Here is a 15,705-nt window from a genome sequence, read left to right as displayed (position 1 = left end):
ACTTTCGGGTTCGGCAGGTGAGAGGGGGCGCGGGCGGGCGCCGGCGTTCAATGGCTGATCACCACCTTGCCGACGTGGGCGCGGCTGGCGAAATGGCGGAAGGCGTCGCCGGCCCGCTCGAAGGGGAACACCCGATCCAGGGTCGGCCGCAGCTTGTGCTGGGCGATCATCCTCAGCATGGCCTCCAGGTCCGCCCGGCTGCCCATGGCATTGGCGAAGACCGTCAGGGCCTTCTCGATGATGGGCAGCAGATGCACGTAGTCCAGGCTGCCCATGCCGCCGACCACGCCGATCAGGGTCAGGCGCCCGCCGACCCGCATGGAGCGGATGGATTGGGGCAGGGTGTTGGGCCCGCCGACTTCCACCACCAGGTCCACGCCTCTGCCCCCGGTGAGTTCGAGCACCTGCGTACTCCAGGCTGGGTGCTCGACATAGTTGATCACCGCGTCGGCGCCCATCCGCTTGAGCATGTCGGCCTTGGCGGCCGTGGATGTGGTGGCGATCACCCGACAGCCGGCCAACTTGGCGAACTGCAGCACGAACAGGGAGACGCCACCGGTGCCCTGGACCAGGACGGTATCGCCGGGCACGCAGGGCCGCCGCGCCGGCGGGCCGCCGAGCAGGCTGTTCCAGGCGGTCAGCCCGGCGCAGGGCAGGCTGGCCGCCTCTTCGAAACTCAGGTGGCCGGGCATGGCGACTACGGCATCCGCCGGCATCAGCGCGTATTGCCGCAAGGTGCCGTCCACCAGGCTGCCCAGGACGTTGCCGTAGGCTTCCGGCCGCGGTTCCCCCGCCAGCCAGTTCTGATGGGGATGGGCGATCACCCGGTCGCCATCCCGCCAGCTGCTCACCTCGGCACCTACCGCGGCGATCTCCCCGGCGCCGTCGAGCAGCGGCACCCGCCCCGCCACCTGGGGCAGGCGGCCGTGGAGGAAGATCAGGTCGGTGAAGTTGAGGGCGCTGGCGCGCATTCTCACCAGCACTTGCCCCGGACCGGGCTTGGGAATCGCTGATTCGCGCAGTTCGATGCCGAATGTCGCGCCGGGAACGCCGTCCAGCGGGGCGTCGGGGGTGAAATGGAAGCTCTTCATTGCCTTCTTCTATTCGCTTTCGGTGAGTTCGATATCAAAGCCGAGGATGGGCCTGGCGTTGAGCCGATAGCCGGTGGCGGACGGCGCATACGGCCCCTGGCCGGCATCCCGGCAGCCCAGGTATTCCCCTTGCGCCAGGGCAACGTCTTGCGCGGGCATGGCTGCCACGGCGGATTTCAGATCCCGCACCTGGAACACCGCGGTGCCGATTCCCTGTTCGAAATTCTCCAGATAGTCATGCCAGGGGCCTTCCGCCCGCAGCGGCTGGCAGTACTCCAGTTCCAGGCCCGCCAGGCGGATACGGGCGCTTTTGGCCGTTGCGTTCTGCCAGGCGTGATAGACCCCGCTCCGACAATCCGGGGAAATCAGCCGCTGCACGCGATCGAGGCAGCCGTCCAGATCATGGACCATCACCCGCAGCCTGAGCAGGCGTTCGATGCGCTCGCCGGTGCGGCGGGGAGACTGGCTGCCCAGGGCCTGCTGCCAGGCGGCGCCTTGCAGGGGCGATTCGCTGTATTCCAGGTCGAAGCCGAGCTGGTCGTGGGTGTCGGCGAAGATGCCGTCGCTCAATTCCTCTGCCGGCTTGGCGTTGCCGGGGCCGAGCAGCTGGTCCCAGGGCATCAGCGACAGGTGGAACTTGGTCAGGGTGCGCCCGCCGGCCGCGGCCAGCAGCGCTTCGGCATGGGGTACGTCGGCGACGCCGAAGTTCAGGTTGGTCAGGCTGGGGCCGATCTGCTCCAGGTAGCGCTGGTGGGGCTGGGTCTTGTCGATGACGCTGCAGAACTGGAACACCGCGCCGCCGCAGCCCATGTGGTCGATGTCCAGCACCACGCCGGTGATGGCGCGGACCAGCTGCTGCTCCACGCGCCTGGCGCCGAGGGTGCGTTCCATGAAGCCGCAGGCGGCCGGGACGTCGTGTACGGCCATTTCGATGTGCCGGCAGCCCTCCGGCAATAACTGGATGCTCATGGCGCGCTAGACACCGCCGCCTTCCATCTCGAAGGGCTGGTCGGGCACCAGGTGGCGTTCGGCAATGCGCCAGCCCTGGGCGGTGCGCACCACGCCATCCCGGGCGCGGAAGGTGGTGACCAGCTTGGGTTCCATGGGGCGGTGGCCGGCGAAGATGTTGATCAGGAAATAGTGGGCGTCGGCCTGGTCGCCGTCGCCCTCGATCCAGAGGTTGGTGACCACGTGCCGGTTCTTGCCCTCGGTCACCTTCTCCGACCAGCGGGCATGTTCGACCGACCAGTCCGGATCGTCGTAGGTGCCGACGCCTTCGATGATGTGCCTGGGGTTATCGGTATAGAGCGCCTTCAGCCCCGCGTAGTCGCAATAGTCGGAGAGGTGGCAGAACTTATGGACGAGTTCGCTGATCTCGATCTTGTCGGCGATGCTAAGGCTCATTGCAGGGTGCCCCCTTGCGGCGGGCTGTTCAGTTCCGGTTGCTCCGCCGACTGGCCGATCCGCTCCGTCAGCCGCGTTTCCTCGGCCCGCAGGAACCGCGCCAGGAGTTCGGTCAGCGCCGGGAAGAAACGCATCGCGTTCTTCTTGACGAGTTTTTGCCGCATGGCCGGAACCCAGGCGCCCGGATGGCGGGCGATGAAGTCCCGCTGGGCACGCAGCAGGCCGTCGGCGCTTTCGCCGGCGGCGATCAGCTGCGCTTCCTGGTAGCTCAGGTAGTGGAGGAACTCCAGTTCCGTGATCAGGTGATCGGGTTCCTCCTGCTGGCCGTCGGCCAGGGACAAGCCGAAGAAGTTGTAAAAGCGGACCAGTTCTTCCTTGGCCTCGGTCTCGCCGCCGCCGTAATGGCTGCCGTTCATCGGGCAGTCCGGCCCGTCCGGTCCCGCATCGAAGAGCCGGGTGAAATCCACCTGCAGCGCATCGTCGTCGGGGCCGGCATCCCGCAGGGCGGCCCAATCGGTGTCTTCTTCCAGGCGGGGGACAAGCAGCCCCAGGAGTTGCCGCAGGGCGTCGGCGAGAACGCCGGAACGGATGGCCTCGAGGCCTTCCCGGTCCGGATAGGCAAAGGCGGTGGCGAAGGCCGCATAGGCCAGGCTGCGGCTGGCATCGGCCCCGGCGGGCGGGCTTGCCGGCGCGGCTTGAATCGATTCTTGGCTCATCATGGCGATTCCACTGAGTGCAAGGAGGCGCCGCCCTTACTGCAGGGCAGGCGGCGCCGGGTTCGGAAATCAGGCGACGTATTTCCGCAGATCGACCCGGGTGTCGCGGTCGTTCTGGGTGGGGTCGAACCAGCCGACTTCATTCTTCAAATGACCGTGATTGCCGGCGAAGTTGGTCACCCGCATCGGACTGGGGCAAACGGCGTCATTGGACTTGCCGGTGACAAACTGGTTGGCCAGCCAGGCATGGTAGATATGCACCTGGCCCGGCCGCATGGCCGGGGTCAGCTTCACCCGCGCGACGAACTCGCCGACATCGTTGTGGACCGCCGCGTAGTCGTGGTCGCCGAGCCCCCGTGCCTTGGCGTCGCCCGGATTGACGAAGATCACCGGCTCGCCCCGCTGCAGGCGCAGCAGAATGTCCAGATCGCGCCACATGGTGTGGATGCTCCAGCGGGTATGGCCGCAGGTCATCACGAGCGGATAGTTGCCGCCGGCCATGGGCGGCGCCTTGTGCACCGGCAGGGTTTCGCCAACTTCGATGTAGATCGGATGGTCCACATAGAACTGTTGTCGGCCCGTGCTGGTGGGCCAGGGCTTCTTCTTCACCACCATGTCCTGGTAGGGCACCAGCGGTTCGTCCATCTTGTAGTCGCTGGTGCCGCACCACATCCGACCGCCCATGGGGCTGACGCCGGTATAGCGCATGACCCCCTTGTTGGCCCTCAATTTCTCCAGGGTCATGCCCTGGGTGGCCATCGATAGTTTCAGGATCATTCGCATCCATTTTTCGTCGTCGGTATGCCCGATACGACCTTTGTCGCTGTAACGCCAGGATGCTTGAGTCAGGTCATAGGGAACGCCCCGGTAGGTCTTCACCGTAGTGACATCGCGGCGTTTGGCTTCGGCGCTCACCCTTTCCATCAGCCGGGAAAGGATTTCCCAGTCAGACATGGATTCTCCCAGGGGCGCGACCGCCTTGTCCCCCAGGTGCAGATAGGGCGGGTAGGCGATGGAATACTTGAAGCCCAGCTTCTCGTAGGGCGCGGCGGACGGCAGCAGGATGTCCGAGTGTCGCGCCGTGTCGTCCATGCGCAAGGTGATGTCCACCACCAGCTTGGCCTTTTTGAACGTGGAGTCGGCCAGCCGGTCGCCCATCCGGTTGTGGCGGAAGGGGTTGCCGAACATGTTGAAGATGATGTCCGGGCTGCCCAGCTCCGGGCCGGGATAGTTGTGGATCTCGCCCTTGGCCAGGGCCTCCTTCAGATATTCTTCGGGCTTCCTGGGCAGGGTCGGATCGTTGTAGCGCGGATCCAACTGGGTGGCGTAAGTGCCGCCGTTGTTCAGCATCATCAGCGAGCCGGAGATATAGCCCGGTGTGGCGGCCTGCTCCGCGCCGATCGCCGCGAAGGCCCCCCAGAAGCCGGCCTGGTCTTCGATACTCAGGTCGCTGGGATGATCGTAGAGGGCGGAGACCAACATGCCCTCGAGTTCCCAGAAGGTCATCTCCTGCCAGCCGCCACCGGCGCGGCCGTTGTTGCCGGTGATCGCCGCCAGCAGGATGGTGGCGCGCTGTACCAGTTCCCCGTGCAGGATCTTGCCCATGCCCGCGCCAGCGTAGATTATCGCTGACTTGGCCTGGGCGAATTCCCGGGCGAAGCGCTGGATGACCTTCGGGTTGACGCCGGTGATCTTGGCGGCGCTGGCCAGATCGTAGGCGGCCAGCTTGTCGCGCAGGATCGAAAAGGCGCTGCGCACCTCCACGGTCTTGCCGGAGAGCAGTTTCACCTTGGCGCCCTTGGGCTCCAGGGCCGGGTGGTCGTCCGCCTTCAAGCGCAGGGTCTGTTTTTCCTTCTCGAAATCCGCCGAACTCGAAGACCAGACCACCTGTTGCGTCTTTTCATCCCACCAGCCGAAGCACTCCTTGCGCCCGCCCGGCACCACGTCGATTTCCCGCAGGAACTGCTGGGTGTCGCTGCGTACCAGCAACGGCAGGTCGGTCTGTTCGAGGATGTAGGGTACGTCGTGAAGGTTCTCGTCGATGATCACCTTGCACGCCGCCAGGGCCAGCGCGGCATCGGTGCCGGGACGGGGGTTGATCCACAGGTCGGTATGGATGGCGCTGGGATTGAAGTCCGGCGTGATGGAGACGATCTTCGCGCCACGGTAGCGGGCTTCGGTCATGAAGTGGGCATCGGGAATCCGGGTGGACACCGGATTGCCGAACCAGTTGACGAAATAGTCGGTGCGGAACCAGTCGTCCGACGAGGCGCCCGGCACCGGGTTGCCCAGCGCCAGGGTCGCGCCGGTCATCAGATCGCCGACGCCGCCGAAGTTTTCGGTGACGGGAATCCCCAGCGTCCTGAAGAAGCGCACCATGGCAATCCAGCTCGGGCCGAAGTCGCTGTTGTTGCCGTTTTCCACATAGGCGCCGGCGCCGCCCCGCGTCGACAGGGTATCCACCAGGGCCTTGGAAACTTCGTTCAGGGCCTCGTCCCAGCTGATCCGCTTCCAGCGGTTCTCACCCCGGGCGCCGACCCGCTTCAGGGGATAGCGCAGCCGGGACGGGCTGCGATACAGCGCGCTGGCCGAGGCACCCTTCTGGCAGCCGCGCGGGTTGTAGTCCGGGACGCTGGTATTGGTCTGGGTGTAGGGCGCGCCCTGTTCCTCGCGCCAGACGATGCCTTCCCGCACGTAGAGGTTCCAGGAGCAGCCGCCGCTGGCGCAGTTGAGACAGGTATGGGTGCCGACTTCGACGCGATCCCAGGTCCACTTCTTGCGATAGACGTCCTGGTAGTGCTTGTACTGTTTTGCGCCGGGAGGCAGGGTGCCGCCGGCGAAGGCCAGCTTCAGATGGGACAACTCCAGGGCCAGCGTCAGGGCGCCGGCCGCGCTGCCGCGCAGGAAAGTGCGCCGACTCGTATCGATGGAATGACTCACTTGATTCTCCTCCTAGCGCTTTTTGGTCCACTGGATCGTGGCGACCTGGACCTTGGACGGATCCTTGTCGAAGCCGCCGAACATGTTCTTCCACTCGTAGGCGATCAACAGGTCCATCAATTCCGACTTGCCCGTGGTCCGCTTTTTCTCCCGCTCCGCCTTGATGATGGACAGCGCGTCCAGCACCTTGGGGCCGAACAGGCTCACCAGATAGGCATCGGGAATCCGCGGCTGGCTTTCGTCGATATCGCCGGTTTCGTCGAAGACGGCCGGACCGATGGGCGGCACATAGAAGACGTTGGGGTCGGTGCCGTGTTCGGGATGCAGGGGGAGGGCCACTTTCCATTTATCCACCAGCTTCCAGATGGGCGCCTCCTGGTCGTCGCGATAGCCGACGAAACGGATCCGTCCCGGGCACTGGCGGGCGCAGGCGGGGGCGACGCCCTCATCGATGCGGGGGAAGCAGAAGATGCACTTCTGGGCCACCTTCTTCTGGTGGTTGAAATAGATCTTCTTGTAAGGGCAGGCCGCCTGGCAGAAGCGGTAGCCGCGGCAGCGATCCTCATTCACGGTGACGATGCCGTCCTCTTCGCGCTTCTCGATCGCACCGCGTGGGCAGGCTTCCTTGCAGGCGGCATGGGTGCAGTGGTTGCAGATGCGCGGCAGATAGAAATAGTAGGCATTGGGGAACTGGCCACCCCCCTGGTCCTCATCCCAGTTGGGGCCCCACTCCGGCGCGGCGCCCTTGATTTCCAGGTGGCGGCTGTCGCCCTTGCCGCCGTAATACAGCTCTTCATGGCTGAACTGCCAGGCATCGCCGTAGTCCTTGCGGCTGGGAATCTGGCCGGGTTTGGCATTGCCTGCGGCGTCGAAACCGCCGCCCATGGTTTCCCAGTCCTTCGGCGTACCCTTGCCGGGCATGGTGTTGACGGTGTTGAACAGCATGTACTCCATGCCGTCGTCCTTGGTCCACAAGGTCTTGCAGGCGACGCTGCAGGTGTGGCAGCCCAGGCACTTGTTGAGATCCATCACCATCGCCAATTGGCGTTTGCTTTTCGTCATGTCGTTCTCCAGGCTCAGGCGGCGCGATCCAGGCTCAGTTCATGCCAGCCTTCTTGCGGTCCGAGGGCGAAGGATTTGATACCGGCCCTTTCCTTGTGGCTGCCTTCCCAGATGGCGAAGCTGATGCCGATCCTGCCGCCGGCCTTCAACTGGGCGACGGGGGCCGGGCTATCGACTTGCAGGGGGCGGGCAATGACGACCCGCCAACTTCCGCTGTTGTACGACCCCTGGCCCTTGACCAGGCTCAGGTCGGCGGTGTCGGTGGTGCCCAGGCCCTGGGCGGTGACGTGGCGACCGCGGCCGTTCTCGTCGGCGCGCCAATACCACGCATTCACGGGCAGGCCGGGGGCGCCCATGGTCATCAGGGGCGCGCCGTTCCTGGTGGGGAACAGGATGGCGGCGCCATCGGGGAAACCGATGTCGTCCTGGCCGTCGGCACCGGTATCGGCAGAGGGATCCCGCCACTCGAGGCGGAAGGCGATGTCGGTGCCGTTGTGGACCGCGGCCACCGAGACGTTCTTGATGGCACCGATGGTGCCCTCGGGAAAGGCGACGCGCACCGCCGACGTGGGCTGCAGGGCCGACGGCGTCCCGGAGAGGGCCAGCGCTTCCGGTTTCGCCGCGCGCCAGACCCCGGCGTCGGGATCGAGCAGCTCCTTCAGGGGGACGCCCTGAACAAATTGCGCTTTCATTTCTCAGCTCCTTTGCTCACGCCGTCTGGCAAATCGATTGATTCGCTGACAAGCGGCGCGTTAGTAATTTTGTTAATTACTTTATCAGTACGGATACTGTGAAAGCAACTGTTTTTTGTGGGGGAATAACGCTCTTATTTGCACCGCCGGTGGCAGGGGCAGACGCTGTGCCCGGCGGCAGCTGGCGGCATCGAGCACGACAGAAAGGTTTCCCTGGGCGGCGATGGTGCCTGGCGCACCCCTCGCCCCGTCTACGCGGTGTCAGGGTCTCTGAAGTTGTTCAGGTAGTTGCGCACGATTTCCGGCGGCAGGGACTGGCCTCTTCGCGGCCGAAGGGGAGATAGCCGATCTTATCGATGACGAGGAGCCGCGGGCCGAGGGCGGCTCGGTTGAAATACTCTTTGAGCCGTCCCCGCCGGTTGGCGATACCCACCTGCAGCATCAAGTCGGCTACGGTGATGAACCGAGTCTTGATGCCCGCTTGGGTTGTCCGATAGCCCGCGATGGCCAGATGGGTTTTGCCGACGCCCGAAGGGCCCATCAGAATGACATTCTCGATGCGCGCAATGAAGGCACAGGACGCCAGTTCCAGACCCCATGCAGCGCATCCGTGCTCACTTTGTATTTCACCCTCGGCAGACTTGTTAACTATATGCCGAGCATCCATGCTCGGCAGACCGTAATTCCAGTGGCCACAATAGCGTCTGTACAGGGGGCATCCCGCAACGATATGCATCACTTTTCGACGTATTACACCGCGCCTGATCTGCCTCAGGGACTATATCTGGTGGTGGTTGGTGTTATTTGCACTATTAATTGTGTTTGTCAGGGAGGCACTACCTTCCGTGTTTAAAACGCCCAGTGCTCGGCAGACAGTATTTATTGGTCGTCCTCTCGGCAGACATATATGACTGCCGAACGCTATGCCACTTTGTTCGATTTTTTTGCCTTCCTCGACAAACGGTCTGCCGAGCTACTTACTACTTTTCGGTCTGCCGAGGTAGCGGTTGCCATTTTGCTGTTGCCATTGTGTTTATGTCATTTTGATTTTTGGCCCCGTTTTTATGACTTTTTACGGTCTGCCGAGCTATGTGCTTCGGCAGACAATAGATGTCTGCCGACCAAGCAGTCATCGATTTTCCTATATGTCATCTACTCAGGGCGCCTCTGATTTCTGCATGAGGTGATACATCAGTGAGCTGCATCTAGCACGGTTGTAGCATACGACAAGGTAGGGGGCGCCCCGCCCGACAACTGAGTCGTGCTAACTACCACCCGACGGCAGCACAGTCTTTTCGGCCGGCTATTCGTTGCTGCGATGCGATGCCTTTTACCGTGCTGCTACTCGATCAAGGCCGTCGAGGTGTTCTATTCCGAGAAACGCGCCTCCGACGTGAAGAAGGCAACGGACAGCATCGTCGTCTACGAGCAGTGGCGGGAATCCAAGGATCCCGAACTCCTCGAGTCCACCCCTGAAGTCGTGGCCATCGTCCCGGAGCGGGCCATGGGCGGGCAACAACTGGTACGCATTCTGGACCGAGTTGCCCACGTGCGTGGTCTCCCCAAAGCTATCATTGCTCGGGCACAGCAAGCTGGAGAGCAACGTCAGGTACCTCGGAATCGAGGTGGACGACGCACTGGAGATTTTTGAGCAAACCGAAATCTAGGTGGCGCCAACCTGTGGCCATGCGGGCGACACTGTATGGCCACAATCTGGCAACGTTGGGCACGCGAACTTCCGCCCAGAAATGGACTTAGAAGTCCTAACAAAAAGACGTATTACCCCCTGTTCACAGGGAGCGAAATTCGTTAACCTCTGCACAGTTTTTTTTGTGCAGAGGAAATGGCTAAACCGATATTGGACGACGAACTGTGGGCGTTGATCGCACCGCTGCTGCCGCCCCCGAAACCACGCCGAGCCAAGTATCCCGGGCGCAAGCCGCTGGACGACCGGGCATTGCTGACCGGTATCCTGTTTGTTCTGCAATCGGGCATCCCGTGGGAAATGCTGCCCCAAGAGATGGGTTGCGGCTCGGGCATGAGTTGCTGGCGCCGGCTGCGAGCATGGCAAGAGGCCGGTGTATGGCAGCGGCTGCACGAGGTGCTGCTGGCCAAACTCCGGGCTGCCGATGCCATCGACTGGTCACGCTGCATCGTCGATTCCTCCTCCATTCGCGCCGTGGGATCGGGTCAAAAACAGGACCCAATCCCACCGACCGCGCTTGTCCCGGCTCCAAGCACCACCTCATCACCGAAGCGCAGGGCATCCCGCTCGCAGTCATCCTGACCGGTGCCAACCGTAACGACGTCACCCAACTGCTGCCTTTGGTCGAGGCCATTCCACCGATCCGAGGTAAGCAAGGGCGACTGCTGCGCAAGCCGGTCATCGTCCAAGGCGATCGCGGCTACGATCATGACAAACATCGCAGGCCGCTCCACGCCCTCGGTATCCATACTGAGATTGCCCGTCGCGGAGAACCCCACGGCAGCGGACTGGGCAAGACGCGCTGGGTCGTCGAACGCTGCATTGCTTGGCTGCACAACTTTCGCCGACTGCGCATCCGATTCGAGCGCCTCGCCCTCATCCATGAGGCTTTTATCAAGATCGCCTGCTCCATCATCTGCTGGCGGCAACTCAAAAATGCTTCATGAACCATTTTGTTAGAAGTTCTTATCTCGTTGCAGTAGAACGCCTCCGCTTCATGTCGGCTATCTTTCCCATTCGCTGCCCCGCCTCACCTCTGTGCCAGCGTGTCTGAACGGTCTTGTGTTCGGTGGGCCTTCCGTCAAAAATTCAGCCATAAATTCGTAAATAAATTGATATTTCGAATATATAGTGCATAATTCGAATATATTTTTTAATAAATGGGTGAATACAATGCTGGTCGAGTTCCGCGTCAAGAACTTCCGCAGCCTGCGCGATGAGCAGGTGCTTAGTCTTGTTGCGGCCACCGACAAGACGCTGCTGGATACCCATACCCTCGCCACCGGGCTGAAGGCTGCCCCGCATTTGCTCAAGAGTGCGGTGGTATACGGCGCCAATGCCAGCGGCAAATCCAACCTCGTTAAAGCCCTGCAGTACATGCGCGGCGTGGTGCTGGAGTCAGCAGCCCTGCAGCCCGGGCAGACCTTTGATCGACTTCAACCCTTCAGGCTGGATGCTGCGTCAGGCAATCAATCCACGGAGTTTGAAGTCACCTTTATCTTGGACAGCGTACGCTACCAGTATGGTTTTGCAATGACCTCGCAACGCATCGTCAGCGAGCATCTCCTGGTTTTCAAGGCATTCAAGCCGCAACGCTGGTTCGAGCGTTACTTCGATACTGAGAGCGGCAAGGATGTGTACGACTTCGGTCCCGGCCTTAAGGGTGCCAAGAACTTGTGGGAGGGGGCCACTCGGCCCAATGCCTTGTTCCTGTCTATGGCGGTGCAGCTCAACAGTGATGCCCTGCGCCCAGTTTTTGACTGGTTCGCGAATGGGCTCGTGATCTTCAATGAACAGTCACCGCTGTCTCCGCAGTTTTCTGTACAGATGCTCAAGGAGGAAGCGCGGCGCAAGACCATTTGTGAGTTTCTGCGTGCAGCCGACATCAGCATAGCTGATATCGAAGTCACCACCAAGCAGGCCATGGTTCACAGCATTCTCTTTGATCTAGCCACTGGCAAGCGTGAGGAAGAAGCCAGCGAGCAGGCCGTCGACGAAGTGAAGTTCCACCACGTCACCGAACAAGGCAAGGCCGTTTTTGACTTAATGGATGAATCCAGCGGCACCCGCAACCTGTTGTTCCTGACTGGGCCAATTCTCGACATCCTCAACAAGGGGCTGACGCTGGTCGTGGATGAACTGGACACCAGCCTGCATACCCTGCTGGTGCAGGCATTGGTGCGCCTGTTCCACCGGACCGAAGTCAACACGGGCAACGCGCAGCTCATCTTCACCACGCACGACACCTCGCTGCTCGATGCCTACGGCTTGTTGCGCCGCGATCAGATTTGGTTTGTCGAAAAGCGGCCGGACCAAAGCTCATCGCTGTATCCGCTGCTCGACTTCAGCCCGCGTAAAAATGAAGCGCTGGAGCGCGGTTATCTGCAAGGGCGATACGGCGCACTGCCCTTCCTGCGGAATCAGTTGTTGGGAGTGAAGCACTGATGGGGCGCGACAACCAGCCCAAAGACAGGCAACTGCGACGCAAGGCTGCGAAGGAGGCACGCCGTGCCAGCTATGCCCGCATCCTGATCGTCACAGAAGGTAGTAAGACGGAGCCGCTGTACTTGGAGGAGATTCGCGCCACGCATCAGCTGCATTCAGCCAACGTAGAAGTGCAACCTGGCCAATTGGGCACTGCTCCCATCCAGGTGGTGCGTTACGCCCAGCAACTCTTTGAAGAAGGCGATTTACACAAAGGCATCCGCCCCAAGAGCTTTGATCAAATCTATGCAGTGTTTGACCGCGACGACCACGGCAGCTATTTCAACGCCCTGAACTTGGCGCAATCACTCGATGCCAAGCTGCGCAACGACGACAGACAGTTGGTCGGCTTCAGGGCCATCGCTTCCATTCCCAGCTTCGAGCTGTGGCTGTTGCTGCACTATGCGGACATTCAGGCACCCATCCATCGAGACGAGGTGATGCGACGCCTGAAACAGCACATCCCCGGATACGAGAAAGGCATGGGCGGCGCATTTGTTACCACCCGCGACAAACTTGAAATCGCGACGCAGCGAGCACAGACCTTGGCGGCAAGGTTCAATGCCTATACCGACCCAGAGCCTTTCACCGCACTCCATGAACTGGTCACGTTGCTGACCACGCTGCGCGCCTGATGCCGTGTCCAATCCAGCGTCGGCACGCCGAGTGCGCGAGATTCAGATCGCTCACACGGAGGACAGCAAGGGCACGCAGTACGCGTTCTCCGGATAGAGAAGCTGCCGTTCAGCGCTACTTGCGGCTGAGCGGCAGGTAACCGATACATTGCTGACCGAGTGTGCCGGCCAGCCGAATGGCGGCTCAGGCCGAGATGTTGACCTAGACTTTGGCTTGAATGAGCAGATGTTAGAAAAATATATGTAGAGTTCTACTGCAAAATCCACTGCAAATTGATGGGATCTAGGGGGAGAGTAGGGGAGTTAGAAAAATATAACGTTCTGTTTTTAAAAGGTTCTAATCCCCGTCAATCCCCGCAAATCCCCGACGGTTAGGGTTCGAATCCCTCCGTCTCCGCCAAAATACAAAAAAGCCCTTGTGGATCAAGGGCTTTTTTGTATTTACAAGCATGTGTTCGACGGCGATCCACTGTGGTGATCCAAAAAGTCTGACACATGCGCTTCCCGTCATACATCAGCAAGAGCCGGACAAACTGCTGCCTGTCGAGAAAATCGACAAGAAGCGCGACAGGGGCAGTGATGGCTACCCGCCATTCGCCGACAAAGAGCTGAAGCTAATGTCGAGCGCCCTGCATGCCCCGATGGAAAAGTCGCTGAATGGGCGGGAAAGCTTGCTTTTCACGCTAAAATGAGACTTCTTGACGGCAGCAGCTCCGAGTCTTGGCTCCCCCTTCTGTCCGCGCTGCCCATTTCGCTGCATCCCCCGCAGTATTTCCCGGTATTTCCCCCACATGTCCGCCATCGAACGCTTTGACCAGCTGGGTCTGTCCCCTTTTCTTTTGCAGGCCCTGGAAACCCTGGGCTACGAGACCCCATCGCCGATCCAGGCGGCCTGCATTCCGCAGTTGCTGGCCGGCCATGACATCCTGGGCGAGGCCCAGACCGGCACCGGCAAGACGGCGGCCTTCGCGCTGCCGCTCCTGGAGCGGCTCGACCTGACCGAGCGGCGGCCCCAGGCGCTGATCCTGACGCCCACCCGGGAACTGGCGATCCAGGTGGCCGAGGCCCTGCAGAGCTATGCCCACTTCATGCCCGGTTTCCACGTGCTGCCGATCTACGGCGGCCAGAGCATGGTGGTGCAGTTGCGCGCCCTGGACCGGGGCGCCCATGTGATCGTCGGCACCCCGGGCCGGGTGATGGACCATCTGGAGCGCAAGAGCCTCAACCTGGAGGGACTCAAGACCCTGGTGCTGGACGAGGCCGACGAGATGCTGCGGATGGGCTTCATCGACGACGTCGAGTGGATTCTCGAACATACCCCCGCCAGTCGCCAGACCGCGCTGTTCTCGGCCACCATGCCCGAGGTGATCCGCCGCGTGGCGCGCACCCACCTGCGCGAGCCGCAGGAGATCAAGATCAGGGCCGCCACCGCCACCGTCACCACCATCCGCCAGCGCTACTGGCAAGCCACCGGCAACAAGCTGGATGCGCTGACCCGCATCCTCGAAGTGGAGGAGGATTTCGACGCCGCGATCATCTTCGTCCGCACCAAGCTCGCCACCGTGGAACTGGCGGAGAAGCTGGAGGCCCGGGGTTATGCCGCCGCCGCCCTGAGCGGCGACCTGCAGCAGGCCCAGCGCGAGCGGGTGATCGAGCAGCTGAAGAACAAGACCCTGGACATCGTAGTGGCCACCGACGTGGCGGCGCGCGGCATCGACGTGCCCCGCGTCAGCCACGTGATCAACTACGACATTCCCTACGACACCGAAGCCTACGTCCACCGCATCGGTCGCACCGGCCGCGCCGGCCGCGCCGGCACCGCGATCCTGTTCATCGCCCCGCGCGAGAAGCGCATGCTGCGGGTGATCGAGCGCGCCACGCGGCAGCCGATCGAGCCGATGCAACTGCCCAGCATGGAGGACGTGGCCGACCGCCGCGTCGCCCAGTTCAAGCGCCAGGTGGTGGAGGTGCTGGGGGCCGAGGAATTGGGTTTCTTCGAGGACGTGGTGAGCCAGATCGAGCGCGAGCAGAACGTGGATACGGTGGAGATCGCCGCCGCCCTGGCCTGGCTGGTGCAGAAGGAGCGGCCCTTGCAGATGGCTCCCGGCCGTGCCGCCGATGCCGAGGCGCGCGTCGGCGAGAGCCGTCCGCCACGCGAGGAGCGCCCGGCTTTCCGCGAGGAACGTTCCGCCTATCGGGAAGAGCGTCCCGCGGTTCGCGCCGAACGGCCTGCCTTTGGCGAAGAGCGGGCTTTCCCCGTCCGCGAGGAGCGCCCGGCCTTCGGCGAACGTCCGGCGCGCCATGAGCGTCCTGCGCGTCCCGCCGCCGGCGGGCTGATGCGCTACCGCATCGAGGTGGGCCGCGACCATGGCGTCACGCCCAAGAACATCGTCGGCGCGATCGCCAACGAGGCCGGCATCGAGAGCCGCTACATCGGCCAGATCAACCTGTTCGACAGCTTCAGCACCGTGGAATTGCCCGACTCCCTGTCGGCGGAACTCCTCGGCCTGCTGCGGCGGGTACGGGTGCAGGGCCGGCAGTTGGAGATCGCGCCGGATCATGGCGACCAGCCCACCAGCCGTTCGCCGCGCGGCCCCCGTGGCGGCGAGGAGCGGGGAGGGCGGCCGTTCTCCTCTTCTTTCCACAAGAGTGGCGGGCACGAGCCGGCCCGGCGCGAGGGCGGCTTCGGCAAGCCGCCGCGGAGCGGGGGCTTCGATCAGCCACGCCGGGAGGCGGGCTTCGGCAAACCCTTCAAGGAGGGTGGTTTCGGCAAGTCTTTCAAGGAAGGCGGGCATGGCAAGCCCTTCAAGGACGGTGGTCACGGCAAGCCTTTCAAGGAAGGCGGCCACGGCAAACCCTTCAAGGAAGGCGGTTTCGCCAAGCCTAAGCGCGAAGCCGGTTTCGACACGCCGCGCAAACCCGGCGTGGTTCATAAGGGCAAACGCCACAGCTGACGCGGGTGTCCGGTGGCATACT

At 62.5% G+C, this 15,705-nt stretch carries 12 protein-coding genes and 2 pseudogenes; 6 read left to right on the top strand and 8 right to left on the bottom strand.

From position 1 onward, the window contains the following. Window positions 1-47: 47 nt before the first annotated feature. The 8 genes and pseudogenes from B9N43_RS05455 to B9N43_RS17355 form a co-directional block, all read right to left on the bottom strand. The gene (locus tag B9N43_RS05455; protein WP_145841309.1) at window positions 48-1,091 is read right to left on the bottom strand and encodes a zinc-dependent alcohol dehydrogenase family protein; all 1,044 of its coding nucleotides are present in this window, start codon (window positions 1,089-1,091) and stop codon (window positions 48-50) included. A 9-nt stretch (window positions 1,092-1,100) separates the two neighbouring features. Further along, entirely contained in the window at window positions 1,101-2,060 is a 960-nt protein-coding gene (locus B9N43_RS05450) for a hypothetical protein (RefSeq protein WP_145841308.1), read from the bottom strand. A 6-nt stretch (window positions 2,061-2,066) separates the two neighbouring features. Further along, window positions 2,067-2,495, bottom strand: coding sequence for a nuclear transport factor 2 family protein (locus B9N43_RS05445; protein ID WP_145841307.1), 429 nt, complete (start codon window positions 2,493-2,495; stop codon window positions 2,067-2,069). Beyond that, window positions 2,492-3,214: a molecular chaperone TorD family protein gene (locus B9N43_RS05440; protein WP_145841306.1), complete on the bottom strand. Its 723-nt coding sequence runs from the start codon at window positions 3,212-3,214 to the stop codon at window positions 2,492-2,494. The genes B9N43_RS05445 and B9N43_RS05440 overlap by 4 nt, the downstream gene beginning before the upstream one ends. Window positions 3,215-3,280: 66 nt before the next feature. Next, window positions 3,281-6,151 (bottom strand): molybdopterin-dependent oxidoreductase, encoded by a 2,871-nt coding sequence (locus tag B9N43_RS05435; protein ID WP_145841305.1) that lies wholly within the window; start codon window positions 6,149-6,151, stop codon window positions 3,281-3,283. 12 nt (window positions 6,152-6,163) lie between these two features. Then, window positions 6,164-7,213: a 4Fe-4S dicluster domain-containing protein gene (locus tag B9N43_RS05430; RefSeq protein ID WP_222428814.1), complete on the bottom strand. Its 1,050-nt coding sequence runs from the start codon at window positions 7,211-7,213 to the stop codon at window positions 6,164-6,166. Window positions 7,214-7,227: 14 nt separating this feature from the next. Next, window positions 7,228-7,905 (bottom strand): ethylbenzene dehydrogenase-related protein, encoded by a 678-nt coding sequence (locus tag B9N43_RS05425; protein ID WP_145841304.1) that lies wholly within the window; start codon window positions 7,903-7,905, stop codon window positions 7,228-7,230. A 313-nt stretch (window positions 7,906-8,218) separates the two neighbouring features. Beyond that, window positions 8,219-8,494, bottom strand: a pseudogene (locus B9N43_RS17355) (ATP-binding protein); the annotation flags it as partial. 873 nt (window positions 8,495-9,367) lie between these two features. Between B9N43_RS17355 and B9N43_RS17515 the strand changes: the two are divergent. The 6 genes and pseudogenes from B9N43_RS17515 to B9N43_RS05390 all read left to right on the top strand — a co-directional run. Continuing rightward, window positions 9,368-9,478, top strand: a pseudogene (locus tag B9N43_RS17515) (IS3 family transposase); the annotation flags it as partial. A 270-nt stretch (window positions 9,479-9,748) separates the two neighbouring features. Then, a protein-coding gene (locus B9N43_RS05410) for an IS5 family transposase (protein WP_145841302.1) occupies window positions 9,749-10,557 on the top strand; the annotation gives its coding sequence in 2 pieces (ribosomal slippage) (window positions 9,749-10,097 and window positions 10,097-10,557; 810 coding nt in all). 226 nt (window positions 10,558-10,783) lie between these two features. Continuing rightward, the gene (locus tag B9N43_RS05405; protein ID WP_145841301.1) at window positions 10,784-12,055 is read left to right on the top strand and encodes an AAA family ATPase; all 1,272 of its coding nucleotides are present in this window, start codon (window positions 10,784-10,786) and stop codon (window positions 12,053-12,055) included. Further along, complete coding sequence (locus B9N43_RS05400) at window positions 12,055-12,729, top strand: RloB family protein (RefSeq protein WP_145841300.1); 675 nt, start codon at window positions 12,055-12,057, stop codon at window positions 12,727-12,729. Before B9N43_RS05405 ends, B9N43_RS05400 begins: the two co-directional genes overlap by 1 nt. A gap of 416 nt (window positions 12,730-13,145) precedes the next feature. Next, complete coding sequence (locus B9N43_RS05395; RefSeq protein WP_145841299.1) at window positions 13,146-13,421, top strand: hypothetical protein; 276 nt, start codon at window positions 13,146-13,148, stop codon at window positions 13,419-13,421. A 99-nt stretch (window positions 13,422-13,520) separates the two neighbouring features. Then, on the top strand, window positions 13,521-15,683 hold the full coding sequence (locus B9N43_RS05390) for a DEAD/DEAH box helicase (RefSeq protein ID WP_145841298.1): 2,163 nt from the start codon (window positions 13,521-13,523) through the stop codon (window positions 15,681-15,683). Window positions 15,684-15,705 lie beyond the last annotated feature (22 nt).

It is taken from the genome of Denitratisoma sp. DHT3, assembly GCF_007833355.1.
GTDB lineage: Bacteria > Pseudomonadota > Gammaproteobacteria > Burkholderiales > Rhodocyclaceae > Denitratisoma.
The sequence above is the reverse complement of the archived record's forward strand: the minus strand, read 5'-3'. Positions and strand labels throughout refer to the sequence as shown.

What these genes read in the sequence shown, in the direction of transcription:
- B9N43_RS05425 (WP_145841304.1), bottom strand. Translation starts at nt 7,905, where the DNA reads ATGAAAGCGCAATTTGTTCAGGGCGTCCCCCTGAAGGAGCTGCTCGAT.
- B9N43_RS05455 (WP_145841309.1), bottom strand. Translation starts at nt 1,091, where the DNA reads ATGAAGAGCTTCCATTTCACCCCCGACGCCCCGCTGGACGGCGTTCCC.
- B9N43_RS05450 (WP_145841308.1), bottom strand. Translation starts at nt 2,060, where the DNA reads ATGAGCATCCAGTTATTGCCGGAGGGCTGCCGGCACATCGAAATGGCC.
- B9N43_RS05400 (WP_145841300.1), top strand. Translation starts at nt 12,055, where the DNA reads ATGGGGCGCGACAACCAGCCCAAAGACAGGCAACTGCGACGCAAGGCT.
- B9N43_RS05430 (WP_222428814.1), bottom strand. Translation starts at nt 7,213, where the DNA reads ATGACGAAAAGCAAACGCCAATTGGCGATGGTGATGGATCTCAACAAG.
- B9N43_RS05445 (WP_145841307.1), bottom strand. Translation starts at nt 2,495, where the DNA reads ATGAGCCTTAGCATCGCCGACAAGATCGAGATCAGCGAACTCGTCCAT.
- B9N43_RS05390 (WP_145841298.1), top strand. Translation starts at nt 13,521, where the DNA reads ATGTCCGCCATCGAACGCTTTGACCAGCTGGGTCTGTCCCCTTTTCTT.
- B9N43_RS05440 (WP_145841306.1), bottom strand. Translation starts at nt 3,214, where the DNA reads ATGATGAGCCAAGAATCGATTCAAGCCGCGCCGGCAAGCCCGCCCGCC.
- B9N43_RS05405 (WP_145841301.1), top strand. Translation starts at nt 10,784, where the DNA reads ATGCTGGTCGAGTTCCGCGTCAAGAACTTCCGCAGCCTGCGCGATGAG.